Origin of the sequence: Trujillonella endophytica (assembly GCF_900110555.1) — a bacterium.
GTDB lineage: Bacteria > Actinomycetota > Actinomycetes > Mycobacteriales > Geodermatophilaceae > Trujillonella > Trujillonella endophytica.
Genome location: NZ_FOEE01000004.1, coordinates 163,902 through 178,076, shown reverse-complemented (window position 1 = coordinate 178,076; position 14,175 = coordinate 163,902). Strand labels below are relative to the sequence as shown.

Below are 14,175 nucleotides of genomic sequence, written 5' to 3'. Positions count from 1 at the left end.
CGCCCCCCGGGTCACTCCGGTGCGCCCGGCCGGTCCAGCCCGGCCGCGAGCTCGGCGATCCCCCGGTCGATCTCCGCGCGCAGCGTCGCGAACGAGGGGACGCCGCCCGGGGGAGACTCCTCCAGCCATCGGTCGAGGGTGATCCGCAGGGTCGCGAGGGCGGTCGCCGCGCACAGCCGCGGGTACAGCGAGCCCGCGGTGTCGGCGTCCACCCGCTCGGCGATGGCCTCGGCGAACGCGTCCTCCTGGGCGGCGAGGGCCGCGAGCAACTGGGGGACCAGGGAAGGCGCCCCGCGGATCGAGACGAGCGCGCTGATGTGGTCGCGCTCGTCGGAGACCATCTGGTCCATCACGTCCAGCACCCCCTCGCGGAGGGCCTGGAGGACCGACTCGCCGCGCGGGCGGGCGCGGAACGCGGCGACGAAGGCGCGGAAGTCGCCCGCGGCCCCGGCGACGACCGCCTCCTCCTTGCTGGAGAAGTAGTTGAAGAACGTCCGCAGGGCGATGTCGGCCTCGCCCGCGATGCGGTCCAGCGTCACGTTCTCCACGCCGTCGCGCACCGCCAGGCGGAGCGCGGCATCGCGGATCGCGGCCCGGGTGGCGCTCTTCTTGCGCTCGCGCCGCCCGGCCGTCGTCGGCTCGCCGTCCACCGTCACGGGGACCTGTGTACCCGCCGCCACGTCAGCCGCCGGCATCCAGGTCGCCGTGGGCCGCCGCCCGCACCCCCGTGGTGTGCGGGTCGGCGGCCGCCCGGCCGGCGCGGCGACCGGCTGCGGACGCGGCGATGCGACCGGTCGCCGGCGCCGTCATGCCCAGGTGACCGGCAGGGACCGCACGCCGAAGAGCAGCATCTCGTTCTTCACGTCGACCTCCTCCAACGGGAGGGTCAGGCGCAGCTCGGGCATGCGGGTGAACAGCTCCTCCAGGCCGATCCGCATCTCGATGCGCGCCAGCTGCTGCCCGATGCACTGGTGCACGCCGTGGCCGAAGGTCAGGTGCGGCGGCCGCGGCCGGGTCACGTCGAGCCGGTCGGGGTGGTCGAAGTGCGCCGGGTCCCGGTTGGCCTCCGGCGCGGCGAGCATGGCGGTCGCCCCCTTGGGGATCTCGACGCCGCCCACGGTGACGTCCTCCATGGCGATCCGGGTGACGCCGAGCTGGATGATGCTCAGGTAGCGCAGCAGCTCCTCGACGGCGTTGTCGTACAGCGCCGGGTCCGCGCGGAGTGCGGCGAGCTGGTCGGGGTGGGACAGCAGCGCGAGCGCGCCCAGGCCGAGCATGTTCGCCGTCGTCTCGTGGCCTGCGCCGAGCAGCATCAGCGAGATGTCGACCAGCTCGGAGTCGGTCAGCGCCGGATCGCTCACGTTGATGAGCCCGGAGATGATGTCGTCACCCGGGTTCGCCCGCTTCTCCCGGACCAGCCGCTCCATGAACACGTACTGCCCGGCGGCCGAGGCGGCCTTCTCCTCGTCGCTGGCCAGCACGTTCGTGCTGACCGACGTGTACCGCTGGAACTCGTCCCGGTCGGCGTAGTCCACACCGAGCAGCTCGCAGATCATCAGCGAGGGGATGGGCATCGCGTAGGCCGGCACGAGGTCGGCCTCGGTGCCGGCCGCCCGCATCGCCTCGATGTGCTCCGCGGCGATCTCGTGCACCCGCGACTCCAGCAGCTTCATGCGGCGCACGGTGAACTGACCGGTGAGCAGCCGGCGCAGCCGGGTGTGCTCGGGCGGGTCCATGAAGATGAAGTAGCCGTCGGTGCGCGGCGGCGCCTCGTCGAAGGAGACGACCGGGCACACGCCCCGCTCGGCCTCGGTTGTCCCCAGCGCCGTGACCTCCTCCGGCTGCATCGAGGTGACGTCGCGGTTGCGGAACTTGTCCGCGCTGAACCGGCTGTCGGCGAGGACGGCGCGCCCCTCGTCGAAGCCGGTGACCAGGTAGACCGTCAGGCCGTTGGTCAGCGTGATCGGCTGGACCGCCCCCTGGCCCCGGCGGGCCAGCAGCCCCGGCGCCGGGTCGAACGGGCAGCCGGGCGGGTGCTCCACCATGTCGGCCTCGAGCGGGCGGCGCATCTCGATCAGGTGGGGCTCCACCGTGCTGTCGGTCTGCGCGCTGTCGGTGCTCATCGCTGCGTCCTCTCCGTCGGGGTGACGAACGACCGTCCGTCGGGGATGACCGAACGCTAGCGTTGTCATGCGTATCGTGCATAGATGCACGACGTGCACGAAATTGGTCGAGCAGGAGGACGCATGCGGATCGAGGCGGATCGGGGTAGGTGCATCGGTGCCGGGATGTGCGCGCTCAACGCGCCGGAGCTCTTCGACCAGGACGACGACGGCCTCGTCGTCGTGCTCGAGCCGGAGCCCGGGCCGGAGCAGGAGGCCGCGGCGCGCAACGCCGTCGACACCTGCCCGGCCGCGGTGCTGTCGGTCAGCGGATGAGGCCCGCCAGCTCCGCGTAGACCGCCGCGTCGTTCGGCTGCGGGCCGAGCACCTGCAGGCAGACGTGGTCCGCGCCGGCGTCGTGGTGCTCGCGCACCCGCGCGGCGATCGCGTCCACGTCGCCGATGGCGACGAGCGCGTCGATCAGCCGGTCGCTGCCGCCGTCGGCCAGGTCGGACTCGGTGAAGCCCGCCCGGAACCAGTTGTTCGCGTAGTTCGGTAGCTGCAGGTAGTGGGTGAGCTGCGAGCGGGCCTGGTCGCGTCCCTCGGCGACGTCGGTGGTGAGGACGACGGGCAGCTCCGGCGCGACCAGCGGGCCGGTGCCCACCCCGGCCCGGGCGGCGGCGGTGTTGGTCACGGTCACGTGGTACGGATGCGTGCCGGCCGTGCGCTCCGCCGCCAGGGCGAGCATCTTCGGGCCGAGCGCGCCCAGGACCCGGCGCTGCGGCGGAAGCGGGTCGGTCTGCGCGTCGAGGGCGTCGAGGTACTCGCGCATCGTGGCCAGCGGCCTCCGATAGGTCTGCTCGGTGAACGCGTCGATGATCGGGCCGTGGCTGATGCCCAGCCCCACCAGGAGCCGGCCTGGCCACCGCTCCTCGCACCGGTGCCAGCCGGCGGTCACCGACTCCGGCGTCTCCATCCAGACGTTGACGATCCCGATCGCCACGGTGATCCGCTCGGTGCCGGCGAGCACCTCCTCGATGACGTCGAAGATGCCCGGGCTGATGCCGCCGGCGATCCACACCGTGGGGTAGCCCTGCTCCTCCAGCGTCGCGGCGAGCGCGGTGGGGGTGGAACCGTTCATCGAGGGGGGCAGCCATGCGCCGAGAGCACCGAGGTCCATGCCGGGATCCTCTCCCAGCCGTTCCCCCAGGTCATCCCGACCGTGTAGTCATGCGGTCATGCCGTGCCGGAGCGTGGACCGCCGCATCGACGTCGACGGGGTGGGGGAGCTCGCGGTCACCGCGTACCTGCCCGAGAGCATCGCCGGGGACGCCGTCCTCTTCCTCCTCCCCGGCGGCGGGTACGGCCGGCACTACTTCGACCTGGACCTGACCGGCCACCCCGACCACAGCCAGGCGCGGTGGCACGCCGACCGCGGGCTGGTCACGGTGACCGTCGACCACCTCGGCGTCGGCGAGAGCACCGTGCCCGAGCGGCCGCTGGACTTCGCGCAGGTCGCCGCGGCCGGGGACGCGGCCGTCCGCACCGTCCTCGACCGGCTGCGGTCCGGCACGCTCGACCCGGAGCTGCCCGCGATCCCCGGGGCGGTGCCGATCGGCGCCGGCCAGTCGATGGGCGGGCACATCGTCGTGTGGACGCAGGCCGCGCACTCGACCTTCGCCGGCGTCGCCGCGCTGGGCAGCAGCTTCACGCAGACCCGCCTGGCGCTGCAGCCGGGCAGGCGGCATCCGTTCCGGGCCGCGCCGATGGAGGAGGTGTACGCGGCGATGGGCGACGTCGACTTCGTCGCCAGCTTCCACTGGCACGAGGAGCCGCCCGCGTTCGTCGCCGCCGACATGGACCCCGGGCACCCGGCGCCGTGGCGCTCGGCGACGGTGCCCGCGTGCGCCGCCGAGCTGATGGAGCCCTTCGCCGTCGCCCGCCAGGCCGCGGCGGTGCGGGTGCCCGTGCTGCTGGTCTACGGCGAGCAGGACGTCACCGCCGAACCGCTGGCGGACCTGGCCGTCTTCCGCTCGGCACCGGACCTCGGGTTGCTGCTGGTCCCGCGCAGCGCCCACATGCACAACTTCGCCCCGACCCGGCACCTGGTCTGGGCGCGCCTGCAGTCCTTCGCCGCCCAGGTCGTCGAGCAGCGCCGGCTGGTCGCGGGGGTCCCTGCGCGGGCCTGAGCGACGGCTGCCGGGATGCGAGCATCCGGGGATGCCGACCCTCGCCGACGACCGGGACGCCATCCGCGACGTCTACGCCCGCTACGTCCTGTCCCTCGACACGGGGGCGGCGGCGGAGTTCGCCGCCCTGTACACCGACGACGGGGTGTTCGTCGGCGGCGGCACCGGCGGGGAGGACGTCGTCGGCCGCCCGTCGCTCGAGGCGTTCGCGGCGGCGCTCGCGCCCGGATCGATGCACCGCCTGTCGCTCAACCACGCCATCGACGTCGACGGCGACACCGCCGTCTGCCGCTCCTCGATCGTGGTGCTGGCCGGTACCTCGGTCGTGAGCACCGGGCGGGTCCACGACGAGCTGCGCCGCGTGGCCGGCGGGTGGCGGATCGCCCGGCGCACGTTCACGCCCGACCCCGGCTGACGCGGCAGGCTCTGTCCCGACGGGATCCGCGTGGCCCGTGTGACGACGGAGACGGATCGGTCCGCTCCGACCGGCGGTGGTCCCCAGTGGGCGGCGGCTCGGCTGTCACCGTCGGTCCATGCACGCGAGACAGAACGGCCCGACGCCCGACCCCGACTCGCACCGGGTGCGCTACCTGCACCTGGTGGCCGCCGCCCGCGTCGCCGCCCTGCGGCCCACCAGCGAGCAGCAGGTCGCCGACGTCGTCCGGGTGACCGTGGACGACGAGGTGGATACGACGACGTTCCGGGCGATCGTCACCGACGTCTCCCGCGACGTCCTGGGCTGAGCGCGGCCCTCAGGTGCCGCAGAACGTCCGGTAGGCCGCGCCGAAGTCCGCCGGTGCCGGGGCGGCGTACCGCTCCAGGCCGGGCCGCGCCTCGAACGGCCGGGTGACCGCCTCCAGCAGCCGCTCCAGCGGCCCGAGGTCGCCGGCGGTGGCCGCGTCGAGGGCCTCCTCCACCAGGTGGTTGCGGGGGATGTACACCGGGTTGACCCGGTCCATGGCCTCGGCGTCCGGCGCCAGTGCCCGCCAGCGCTCCGCCCACGCGTCGAAGCCGGCCAGGTCGAGGAACAGGTCGCGCGCCGGCCCGGCCTCCCCACGGGCGGCGGAGCCCAGCCCGCGGAAGAACGACGTGTGGTCGACGTGCCCGGCCTGCAGCAGCCGGAGCAGGTCGTCGACGAGCGGCGCGGCCACGGCGTCGTCCAGCCCCGCCGGCAGCCCGAGCTTGGCCCGCATGCCGGCCGACCACGCGTCGCCGTACGCCGGCCGGAACCCCTGCAGCGCCGCGACGGCGAGCTCCACGGCCCGCTCCTGCTCGTCGTCGATCAGCGGCAGCAGGGACTCGGCGAACCGGGCCAGGTTCCACTCCGCGATCAGCGGCTGGGAGCCGTAGCGGTAGCGCCCGCCGGCGTCGATCGAGCTGTAGACCGTGTCGGGGTCGACGGCCTCCATGAAGGCGCAGGGGCCGTAGTCGATGGTCTCGCCGGAGATCGTGGTGTTGTCGGTGTTCATCACCCCGTGGACGAAGCCGACGAGCATCCACCGCGCCACCAGCGACGCCTGCGCGGCGACGACGGCCTCGAACAGCGCCAGGTAGCGGTTCCCCGCCTGCGCGGCCCCGCCGTGGTGGCGCTCGATCGCCAGGTCGGCGAGGCGTCGCAGCAGGTCGGGGTCGCCGGTGGAGCGGGCGTACTGGAAGCTGCCCACCCGCAGGTGGCTGCTGGCGACGCGGGCGAGCACGGCGCCGGGCAGAGGGGTCTCCCGGTACACCGGCCGGCCGGTGGCGACCACGGCGAGCGAGCGGGTGGTCGGGATGCCGAGGGCGTGCATCGCCTCGCTGACGACGTACTCGCGCAGCATCGGGCCGACGGCGGCCAGGCCGTCCCCGCCGCGGGAGAACGGCGTGGGACCCGAGCCCTTGAGGTGCAGGTCGCGGACCCGACCCTCGGCGTCGGTGAGCTCGCCGAGCAGGAGCGCGCGCCCGTCGCCGAGGCGCGGGTTGTACCCGCCGAACTGGTGCCCGGCGTAGGCCTGCGCGACCGGCCGTGCGCCGGCCGGGACGGCGGTGCCCACGAGGAGGCGCACCCCCTCGTCGCTGCGCAGGGCGGCCGGGTCGAGACCGAGCTCGGCGGCTAGCGGCTCGTTGAGCACGAGCAGCCGCGGCTCGGGTGCCTCCTCGGCGTGCCAGGGCAGCGCCATCTCGGGCAGCGCGCGGGCGAAGCGGTCGTCGAGGGAGACGGTCGACGGCGGGGCGATGCTCACCCGCTCGACGGTACGACTCCGCCGCTCGCGGCACCGGCCGGCGGCTCGCGGGTCAGTGGCTGCCGTCGACCAGGGCCTGGACGGAAGCGCCGTAGAGATCGACGGCGCGGGCGCGGCCGACCGCGCCGAGCAGGGGCTCGATCGTGGGCCATGCCTGCATGAGCCCGCCGATCTGGGCGCCGATCAACTCGGCGCGGACGGCGGCGTCGGCGCCGGGGAGCCGCGCGGTGAGCCGGTCGATGAAGGAGGTGCGGGCGGCGGTGCGGAGGGTGGCCCGCACCGCCTCGTTGTCCGACGCCTGGACCATGGTCGCGTAGGCGCGCCGTTCGGCGTCCCGCGCGGGGTCGAGCACGTACGCCACCAGGGTGCGGCCGAGCTCCGCCAGCGGGCCCTCCAGCTCGGGGCCCGGTGCGCGGGTCGGCCCCAGGACCTCGAGGAAGAGCTGTTCCTTCGAGCCGAAGTGGCGGATCACCAGGGCCGGGTCGGCGCCCGCGGCCGCGGCGATGGCCCGGACCGACGTCGCGGTGAACCCGCGCTCGGCGAACATCGTCCGCGCGCTGGCGGCGATGGCCTCGCGGGTGGTGGGCCCTGCGGCGGTCGACGTGATGCTCACCTCACCACCGTCGCACGCATGTCAACGGCGTTGACAGCGTCGTGTCAACGGCGTTGACTACGGCGGAGTTCGTTGCATTGTGCAACGACTGTGACGCCTCTCACCGCCGGCAACGACGCCGTGGCGCCCTTCCGTCTCCGGCGAGCACCAGGGAGTTCCCATGACCACGAAGACCCTCGCCCCACCGACCGGCACCGTCGAGCCGCCGGCCCGCACGTGGCCCTGGCTGCTCTTCGTCGGCATCGGCGCCCTCGTGGTGTCCCTCGCCTCGTCGCTGCTCATCCCCGTCCTGGCGACGCTGCCCGCCGAGCTCGACACCTCCGCCGACACCGTGCAGTGGCTGCTGACCTCGACCCTGCTGGTGTCCGCGGTCGCCGTTCCGCTCTTCGGTCGCCTGGGCGACATGTTCGGGACCCGTCGCATGCTCCTGGTCGCCCTCGGCACCCTGGTCGTCGGCTCGCTGGTCACCGCGACGAGCACGAATGTCGCCGTGCTCATCGCCGGCCGGGCGATCCAGGGCCTGTCGTCGGCGGCCGTCCCGCTGGGCATCGGCCTGCTCAGTGCGCTGCTGCCGCGGGAGCGGGCCGGCGGAGCGATCGCGTTGATCAGCGCCATGCTCGGCGTCGGGGGTGCGCTGGGGCTGCCCTTCGCCGGGATCATCGCCGAGCACTTCGACTTCCACGCCCTGTTCTGGATCACGGGAGCGGCCGCCGTGGTCGCCTTCGTCGGCATCCTGGTCGTCGTTCCGGAGAGCCCCGTCCGCACCGGGGGCCGGGTGGACCTCGTCGGCGGTGGCCTGCTGGCCGCCACCCTGGTCTCGCTGCTGCTGCCCCTGGCCGAGGGGTCCGACTGGGGCTGGGGCTCGGCGCGCACGATCGGCCTGCTGGCGCTCGCCGTGGTGCTCCTCGGCGTCTTCGGTTGGTCCCAGACCCGCATCGCCCAGCCGCTGGTGGACCTCGCCACGCTGCGCCGCGGCCCGATGGTCCTGACCAACGTGGCGACCCTGTTCTTCGGGTTCGCGCTGTTCGCGTCGCTGATCGGGACGGCGTCCTACGTGCAGGCGCCGGAGTCCAGCGGCTACGGCTTCGGCTCCTCGATCATCGTCGGCGGGCTGGCGATGCTGCCCGGCGGCCTCTGCATGCTGGTGTTCGCCCCCATCTCGGCGCGGCTGATCGCCCGGCGCGGGCCGTCCCGGGTCCTCGCCCTCGGTGGCGTGATCGTGGCCCTCGGCTGGGTCGCCCGCATCGTGTTCACCGGGTCGCTGACCCAGGTGATCCTCGGGGCCACCGTGGTCGGCATCGGGACGAGCATCGGCTACGCGGCCATGCCCTCGCTGATCAACCGGTTCACCCCGCGCGGGGAGATCGCCGCGGCCAACGGGCTCAACATGCTCATCCGCTCGGTCGGCAGCTCGCTGGCCAGCGCGATCGGCGGGAGCCTCCTCGCGGCCATCACCATCTCGGTCGGCGCGTACGCGGTCCCGTCGCTGACGGCCTACCGGATCCTCTTCGTCATCTGCGCCGTCGCCGCGCTGCTGGCGGCCACCGCCGCGCTGTTCATCCCCGACGGCACCGACGAGGACTGAACGCCGCCGCCGCGGCGCAACCCCTGGGACGTCGCGGTGTGATCCACGACACTCGCGGCGGAGGTCGGCCGCGGCGGCAGGGTGCCGGGACGGAGCGCGCGCCGACCGGGATCGGGAGCGCGACATGGACCGGGACAACTACATCGCGGAGCTGCCGTTCGGCAGGCCGGAGATCGACGACGACGCGTTCGTCGCGCCGACGGCCGTGGTCGTCGGGGCCGTGACCCTCGGTCCGTGGTCGAGCATCTGGTACGGCTCGGTCGCCCGCGCCGACGAGGAGGCCATCGTCATCGGACCCGAGACCAACGTCCAGGACGGCTGCGTGCTGCACTCGGACCCCGGCTTCCCCCTCGTCGTCGGGCGCGGGGTCACGGTCGGGCACCGGGTGGTGCTGCACGGGGCCCGCATCGACGACGACGTCCTGGTCGGCATGGGGAGCGTCGTGATGAACGGGGCGCACATCGGGACCGCGTCGATCGTGGCCGCGGGCGCCGTCGTCACCCCGAACACCCGGGTGCCCGCGTGGTCGGTCGTGGCCGGGGTGCCGGCCCGGGTCGTCCGGGCGGCCACCGAGGACGACCTCGTGCACATCCGCGGCAACGCCGAGAGCTACACCCGCCGCCTGCCCGGTGCGCGCCGGGTCCGGCCCGTCGTCCGCCGTCCGCTCCCCGCGGCCGGCATGGTCGCCGGGGACGGGATGTACTGACCCGGTCGCCGCCACGAGCGCACCCTGCCGGTGGGTTCGCGACGGTGCCGGCGGGATCGGGCCGGCACCGTCGGGAACTCCCCGGCACGGTCGCGTGCCGTGCCCGCGGGGTCAGTCCGGGCGACGGCGGCGGATCTTGGACCCCAGCCAGGTGAGCGGGTCGTACCGGCGGTCCACCACCCGCTCCTTCAGCGGGATGATGCCGTTGTCGGTGAGGTGGATGCCCTCCGGGCACACCTCGCTGCAGCACTTGGTGATGTTGCAGTAGCCGAGCCCGAACTCGTCCTGCGCCTCGTGCTTGCGGTCGACCACGTCCAGCGGGTGCATGTCCAGCTCGGCCAGCCGGATCAGGAAGCGCGGGCCGGCGAAGACGGCCTTGTTCTCCTCGTGGTCACGGATGACGTGGCAGGTGTCCTGGCAGAGGAAGCACTCGATGCACTTGCGGAACTCCTGGGAGCGCTCGACGTCGACCTGCTGCATGCGGTGGCTGCCGTCGGCCTCGCGGGGACGCGGGGTGAACGCCGGGATCTGGGCGGCCTTCTCGTAGTTGTAGGACACGTCGGTGACCAGGTCCCGGACGACGGGGAAGGTCCGCATCGGCGTCACCGTCACCGTCTCGTCCTCGCCGAAGGTGCTCATCCGCGTCATGCACATGAGCCGGGGCCGGCCGTTGATCTCCGCGCTGCAGGATCCGCACTTGCCGGCCTTGCAGTTCCACCGCACGGCGAGGTCGCCGACCTGGGTGGCCTGGAGGCGGTGGATGACGTCGAGCACCACCTCGCCCTCGTTCACCTCCACCGTGAACGTCTGCAGGTCCCCACCGGCGGCGTCGCCGCGCCACACCCGGAACGTCGCGTCGTAACTCATGCCGGCACCTCCTCGAAGACCTCGGCCAGCTCGGCCGGCATCGTCGGGAGCGGTTGTCGCGACAGCGCGACGGTGCCGTCCGAGGCCCGCGAGCAGATGAGGTTGGTGCGCGACCACTCGTCGTTCGTCGCCGGGAAGTCGTCGCGGGTGTGCCCGCCCCGGCTCTCCTGCCGCTCGAGGGCGGCGCGGGCGATGCACTCGCTGACCAGCAGCATGTGCGGCAGGTCCAGCGCCAGGTGCCAGCCGGGGTTGTACTGCCGGTGGCCCTCCACCGACAGGTTCCCGACCCGCTCGCGCAGCGCCGCGATGCGCTCCAGGGCCTGCTCCATCTCCGGCGCGGTGCGGATGATGCCGACCAGGTCGTGCATCGTCTGCTGCAGGTCGTGCTGCACGGCGTAGGGGTTCTCGCCGCCCTCCCGCTCGAACGGCGCCAGCGCGGCCCGGGCGGCGTCGGCGAGGTCGTCGTCGGGCAGCGGGGCCGGGCCGGGGCGGGAGCGGGCGTGCTCGGCCGCGGCCAGCCCGGCCCGGCGGCCGAAGACGAGCAGGTCCGACAGCGAGTTGCCACCGAGCCGGTTGGACCCGTGCATGCCACCGGCCACCTCGCCGGCCGCGAACAGCCCCGGCACGCGGGCCGCCTCGGTGTCCGGGTCCACCTCGACCCCGCCCATCACGTAGTGGCAGGTCGGGCCGACCTCCATCGCCTCGGCGGTGATGTCGACCTCCGCCAGCTCCTTGAACTGGTGGTACATCGACGGCAGCCGCTTGCGGATGTACTCGGCCGACCGGCGCGAGGCGATGTCGAGGTAGACCCCGCCGTGCGGGGTGCCGCGGCCGGCCTTGACCTCGCTGTTGATCGCCCGGGCGACCTCGTCGCGGGGGAGGAGCTCCGGCGGGCGGCGGTTGTTCTTCTTGTCGTCGTACCAGCGGTCGGCCTCGGCCTCGGTCTCCGCGGTCTCCTTGCGGAAGAAGTCCGGGATGTAGTCGAACATGAACCGGTTGCCCGCGGAGTTCTTCAGGATCCCGCCGTCGCCGCGGACGCTCTCGGTCACCAGGATCCCGCGGACGGACGGCGGCCAGACCATCCCCGTCGGGTGGAACTGGACGAACTCCATGTTCACCAGCGTCGCGCCGGCCTGCAGCGCCAGGGAGTGGCCGTCGCCGGTGTACTCCCAGGAGTTCGAGGTGACCTTGTAGGACTTGCCGATCCCGCCGGTGGCCAGCACGACCGAGGGGGCAGACCAGGCGACGAAGCGCCCCGACTCGCGCCAGTACCCGAACGCCCCGGTGACGCCGTTCTCGCCGGTCAGCAGCCGGGTCACCGTGCACTCCATGTACACGTCGATGCCGAGCGCGACCGTGCGCTGCTGCAGCGTGCGGATCAGCTCGAGGCCGGTGCGGTCGCCGACGTGGGCCAGGCGCGCGTACCGGTGGCCGCCGAAGTCGCGCTGGCTGATCAGGCCGTCGGGGGTGCGGTCGAACAGCGCGCCCCAGTCCTCGAGCTCGCGCACCCGGTCGGGGGCCTCCTGCGCGTGCAACTGGGCCATCCGCCAGTGGTTGAGCATCTTCCCGCCGCGCATGGTGTCCCGGAAGTGCACCCGCCAGTTGTCCTCCGGGTAGGCGTTCGCCATGGCCGCGGCGATGCCGCCCTCGGCCATGACGGTGTGCGCCTTGCCCAGCAGGGACTTGCAGACGACGGCCGTGCGCGCCCCGCTCTCGTGCGCCGCGATCGCGGCCCGCAGGCCGGCCCCGCCGGCCCCCACCACGATGACGTCGTACTCGTGCCGCTCCAGCTCCATCAGTTGCGCCCCATTTCAGAAGAACCGGAGATCGGAGATCGTGTCGGTGGCGAGCAGCAGCACGTAGAAGTCGGCGAAGGCGACGCCGAACAGCGACACCCAGGCGAATTTCATGTGGTGGGCGTTGAGCCTCGAGACGACGGTCCAGAAGCGGTAGCGCAGCGGGTGCCGGGAGAAGGAGTTGAGCCGGCCGCCCACGATGTGCCGGCAGGAGTGGCAGGACACCGAGTACAGCCACAGCAGGGCGGCGTTGGCCAGCAGCACGAGGGTGCCCAGGCCCATGTGGCCCCAGGCGCCGGTCTCGTCGCGGAAGGCGAGGACGGCGTCGTAGGTCAGGATTACGTTGAAGACCAGGCCCGCGTAGAAGAAGTAGCGGTGCAGGTTCTGGCCCAGCAGGGGCAGCCGGGTCTCCCCGGTGTAGCGGCGGTGCGGCTCGGCGACCGCGCAGGCCGGCGGGGACTGCCAGAACGACCGGTAGTAGGCCTTCCGGTAGTAGTAGCAGGTGAGCCGGAAACCCAGCGGGATCACCAGGATGTAGATGGCGGGGGAGATCCAGCTCGGCCCCGTGAACAGCTCCGGGAAGGTGTCGCCCTCGCAGTCGGTCGTGATGCACGGCGAGTAGAAGGGCGAGATGTAGGGCTCGGAGAAGTAGTGCGCGTTCTGGAACGCCCGCACCGTCGAGTAGGCGATGAACAGCACCAGGACGACGACGGTGACCAGGGGCTGCAGCCACCAGCGGTCGGTGCGCAGGGTGCGGGCCGCGATGGCGGCGCGGCGGGGAGGCGTCTCCGTCGTGCCGCGCCCGGGGGTGACCGCCCCGGTTCTGCGCGGAGCGGTCGCGGTCACGGCCGGGAACCTGGCGTGGTCCGCCGCTGCGCCCTGGGGACGCGGGGGGGATGAGCCCCGGCGTCGGCCTCCAACGACATGTCGTCCATGAGCGCCTCCAGCACCGTTGCTGACGCGCCGCCGCGTGGCGGTGGGGCGCAGTCGACCACGGACGTCGGTCGGAGGGAAGGGGCTCCGCGCGTGCCGCTCCCAGCGGCTCCACAGCGACCAGCCAGGTCGGTCGCGGGGTCGGCGGCGACGCTGGGCCCGACCCCCGACGAGAGGACCCGCAGCATGAGCTCCGCCCCGCCCGACCGCGCCCCGACGTACGGGGGGCGCCCGCTGCCCCGGCCGGGCGAGGAGCTCGTCGACCAGGGGCTCGGCTTCGACGTGGGCACGCTGATCAGCCGCCGTCGGCTGCTCGGAATGTTCGGCGTCGGTGCGGCCACGCTGGGGCTGGCCGCGTGCGGCGGCGACGGCGCGACGGCGGCCGCGTCGCCGTCCTCGACCTCGGCGGGCGCCTCGGCGGCGGCCGGCGAGATCCCCGACGAGACCGCCGGCCCCTATCCCGGCGACGGTTCGAACGGCCCGGACGTACTGGAGCAGAGCGGCATCGTCCGCAGCGACATCCGCGAGAGCTTCGGCGAGTACTCCGGGGCCGCCGAGGGCGTCCCCATGACGCTGGAGCTGACCATCGGCGACCTGGCCGGCGGCGTCCCCTTCGAGGGCGCGGCCGTGTACGTGTGGCACTGCACGCGCGAGGGCGGGTACTCGCTGTACTCCGACGGCGCTTCCGACCAGAACTTCCTGCGCGGCGTCCAGGTGGCCGACTCCGCCGGGCTCGTGCGGTTCACCAGCATCTTCCCGGCGTGCTACGAGGGGCGGTGGCCGCACATCGACCTCGAGGTCTACCCGGATCGGGACGCGATCGCGGACTCGACCGCCGCGGTGGCCACGTCACAGGTCGCCCTGCCCCAGGACGTGTGCGACGCCGTCTACGCGACCGGCGGGTACGAGGCGTCGGTCGCCTCGCTGTCCCGGGTGAGCCTGGCCGGGGACAACGTGTTCGGGGACGACGGCGGCGCACTCCAGCTCGCCACGGTCACCGGCAGCGTGCGCAGCGGGTACACCGTCCGGCTGGCGGTGGGCGTCGACACCACGACCGCACCGGCCGGTGGGGGAGCGGCGCCCGGGGGTGCGCCTCCGGCCGGCGGGCCGGAGGGCACGCCGCCGACCGGGCAGCCCCCGGCGCCGCCGTCGAGCTGACGCCGGG

At 73.6% G+C, this 14,175-nt stretch carries 16 protein-coding genes; 7 read left to right on the top strand and 9 right to left on the bottom strand.

The window, feature by feature from the left end; genetic code table 11:
* Positions 1-11: 11 nt before the first annotated feature.
* The 3 genes from BMY88_RS08230 to BMY88_RS08225 are packed head-to-tail and all read right to left on the bottom strand — an operon-like array spanning position 12 to position 2,123.
* Positions 12-656 carry a TetR/AcrR family transcriptional regulator gene (locus BMY88_RS08230; protein WP_170861013.1) on the bottom strand — a complete coding sequence of 215 codons (645 nt, stop codon included), beginning with the start codon at positions 654-656 and terminating at the stop codon, positions 12-14.
* A gap of 25 nt (positions 657-681) precedes the next feature.
* Positions 682-810 (bottom strand): hypothetical protein, encoded by a 129-nt coding sequence (locus BMY88_RS24625; RefSeq protein WP_280138705.1) that lies wholly within the window; start codon positions 808-810, stop codon positions 682-684.
* Positions 807-2,123 (bottom strand): cytochrome P450, encoded by a 1,317-nt coding sequence (locus tag BMY88_RS08225; RefSeq protein WP_211435555.1) that lies wholly within the window; start codon positions 2,121-2,123, stop codon positions 807-809. The genes BMY88_RS24625 and BMY88_RS08225 overlap by 4 nt, the downstream gene beginning before the upstream one ends.
* A 123-nt stretch (positions 2,124-2,246) precedes the next feature.
* Here BMY88_RS08225 and BMY88_RS08220 point away from each other — a divergent pair, with 123 nt between their 5' ends.
* Positions 2,247-2,438, top strand: coding sequence for a ferredoxin (locus tag BMY88_RS08220; protein WP_091942022.1), 192 nt, complete (start codon positions 2,247-2,249; stop codon positions 2,436-2,438).
* Here the strand turns inward: BMY88_RS08220 and BMY88_RS08215 are convergent.
* Positions 2,428-3,282 carry a TIGR03620 family F420-dependent LLM class oxidoreductase gene (locus tag BMY88_RS08215; protein WP_091942021.1) on the bottom strand — a complete coding sequence of 285 codons (855 nt, stop codon included), beginning with the start codon at positions 3,280-3,282 and terminating at the stop codon, positions 2,428-2,430. The two genes, BMY88_RS08220 and BMY88_RS08215, sit on opposite strands and share 11 nt — an antisense overlap.
* 73 nt (positions 3,283-3,355) lie before the next feature.
* Between BMY88_RS08215 and BMY88_RS08210 the strand changes: the two genes are divergently transcribed.
* The 3 genes from BMY88_RS08210 (at position 3,356) to BMY88_RS08200 (ending at position 5,034) form a co-directional block, all read left to right on the top strand.
* Positions 3,356-4,291 (top strand): alpha/beta fold hydrolase, encoded by a 936-nt coding sequence (locus tag BMY88_RS08210; RefSeq protein WP_091942019.1) that lies wholly within the window; start codon positions 3,356-3,358, stop codon positions 4,289-4,291.
* A 31-nt stretch (positions 4,292-4,322) separates the two neighbouring features.
* Entirely contained in the window at positions 4,323-4,706 is a 384-nt protein-coding gene (locus tag BMY88_RS08205) for a nuclear transport factor 2 family protein (RefSeq protein ID WP_091942017.1), read from the top strand.
* Between the two features lie 118 nt (positions 4,707-4,824).
* Positions 4,825-5,034 (top strand): hypothetical protein, encoded by a 210-nt coding sequence (locus tag BMY88_RS08200; RefSeq protein WP_091942015.1) that lies wholly within the window; start codon positions 4,825-4,827, stop codon positions 5,032-5,034.
* Between the two features lie 9 nt (positions 5,035-5,043).
* Here the strand turns inward: BMY88_RS08200 and BMY88_RS08195 are convergent, their stop codons facing one another.
* Together BMY88_RS08195 and BMY88_RS08190 are read right to left on the bottom strand one after the other, a co-directional pair.
* Positions 5,044-6,510 carry a protein adenylyltransferase SelO gene (locus BMY88_RS08195; RefSeq protein ID WP_091942013.1) on the bottom strand — a complete coding sequence of 489 codons (1,467 nt, stop codon included), beginning with the start codon at positions 6,508-6,510 and terminating at the stop codon, positions 5,044-5,046.
* Positions 6,511-6,562: 52 nt separating this feature from the next.
* The gene (locus BMY88_RS08190) at positions 6,563-7,123 is read right to left on the bottom strand and encodes a TetR/AcrR family transcriptional regulator (RefSeq protein ID WP_091942011.1); all 561 of its coding nucleotides are present in this window, start codon (positions 7,121-7,123) and stop codon (positions 6,563-6,565) included.
* A 160-nt stretch (positions 7,124-7,283) separates the two neighbouring features.
* On the opposite strand from BMY88_RS08190, the gene BMY88_RS08185 reads away from it, so the two are divergent.
* Positions 7,284-8,708 carry an MFS transporter gene (locus BMY88_RS08185; RefSeq protein WP_091942009.1) on the top strand — a complete coding sequence of 475 codons (1,425 nt, stop codon included), beginning with the start codon at positions 7,284-7,286 and terminating at the stop codon, positions 8,706-8,708.
* Between the two features lie 124 nt (positions 8,709-8,832).
* Positions 8,833-9,414, top strand: coding sequence for a gamma carbonic anhydrase family protein (locus BMY88_RS08180; RefSeq protein ID WP_091942007.1), 582 nt, complete (start codon positions 8,833-8,835; stop codon positions 9,412-9,414).
* Positions 9,415-9,525: 111 nt separating this feature from the next.
* Here the strand turns inward: BMY88_RS08180 and BMY88_RS08175 are convergent, their stop codons facing one another.
* From BMY88_RS08175 to BMY88_RS08165, 3 genes are read right to left on the bottom strand one after another with little or no spacing between them, the layout of a single operon-like run.
* Positions 9,526-10,281: a succinate dehydrogenase/fumarate reductase iron-sulfur subunit gene (locus BMY88_RS08175; protein ID WP_091942005.1), complete on the bottom strand. Its 756-nt coding sequence runs from the start codon at positions 10,279-10,281 to the stop codon at positions 9,526-9,528.
* On the bottom strand, positions 10,278-12,077 hold the full coding sequence (locus BMY88_RS08170) for a fumarate reductase/succinate dehydrogenase flavoprotein subunit (RefSeq protein ID WP_170861012.1): 1,800 nt from the start codon (positions 12,075-12,077) through the stop codon (positions 10,278-10,280). The genes BMY88_RS08175 and BMY88_RS08170 overlap by 4 nt, the downstream gene beginning before the upstream one ends.
* 15 nt (positions 12,078-12,092) lie before the next feature.
* On the bottom strand, positions 12,093-12,923 hold the full coding sequence (locus tag BMY88_RS08165; RefSeq protein WP_091942001.1) for a hypothetical protein: 831 nt from the start codon (positions 12,921-12,923) through the stop codon (positions 12,093-12,095).
* A gap of 273 nt (positions 12,924-13,196) precedes the next feature.
* On the opposite strand from BMY88_RS08165, the gene BMY88_RS08160 reads away from it, so the two are divergent.
* Complete coding sequence (locus BMY88_RS08160; RefSeq protein ID WP_091941999.1) at positions 13,197-14,168, top strand: dioxygenase family protein; 972 nt, start codon at positions 13,197-13,199, stop codon at positions 14,166-14,168.
* Positions 14,169-14,175 lie beyond the last annotated feature (7 nt).

Bases quoted from the DNA above. Each gene is read 5' to 3' on its own strand.
- BMY88_RS24625 (WP_280138705.1), bottom strand. From the start codon at position 810: ATGACGGCGCCGGCGACCGGTCGCATCGCCGCGTCCGCAGCCGGTCGC.
- BMY88_RS08225 (WP_211435555.1), bottom strand. From the start codon at position 2,123: ATGAGCACCGACAGCGCGCAGACCGACAGCACGGTGGAGCCCCACCTG.
- BMY88_RS08220 (WP_091942022.1), top strand. From the start codon at position 2,247: ATGCGGATCGAGGCGGATCGGGGTAGGTGCATCGGTGCCGGGATGTGC.
- BMY88_RS08215 (WP_091942021.1), bottom strand. From the start codon at position 3,282: ATGGACCTCGGTGCTCTCGGCGCATGGCTGCCCCCCTCGATGAACGGT.
- BMY88_RS08205 (WP_091942017.1), top strand. From the start codon at position 4,323: ATGCCGACCCTCGCCGACGACCGGGACGCCATCCGCGACGTCTACGCC.
- BMY88_RS08200 (WP_091942015.1), top strand. From the start codon at position 4,825: ATGCACGCGAGACAGAACGGCCCGACGCCCGACCCCGACTCGCACCGG.
- BMY88_RS08185 (WP_091942009.1), top strand. From the start codon at position 7,284: ATGACCACGAAGACCCTCGCCCCACCGACCGGCACCGTCGAGCCGCCG.
- BMY88_RS08180 (WP_091942007.1), top strand. From the start codon at position 8,833: ATGGACCGGGACAACTACATCGCGGAGCTGCCGTTCGGCAGGCCGGAG.
- BMY88_RS08175 (WP_091942005.1), bottom strand. From the start codon at position 10,281: ATGAGTTACGACGCGACGTTCCGGGTGTGGCGCGGCGACGCCGCCGGT.
- BMY88_RS08170 (WP_170861012.1), bottom strand. From the start codon at position 12,077: ATGGAGCTGGAGCGGCACGAGTACGACGTCATCGTGGTGGGGGCCGGC.
- BMY88_RS08160 (WP_091941999.1), top strand. From the start codon at position 13,197: ATGAGCTCCGCCCCGCCCGACCGCGCCCCGACGTACGGGGGGCGCCCG.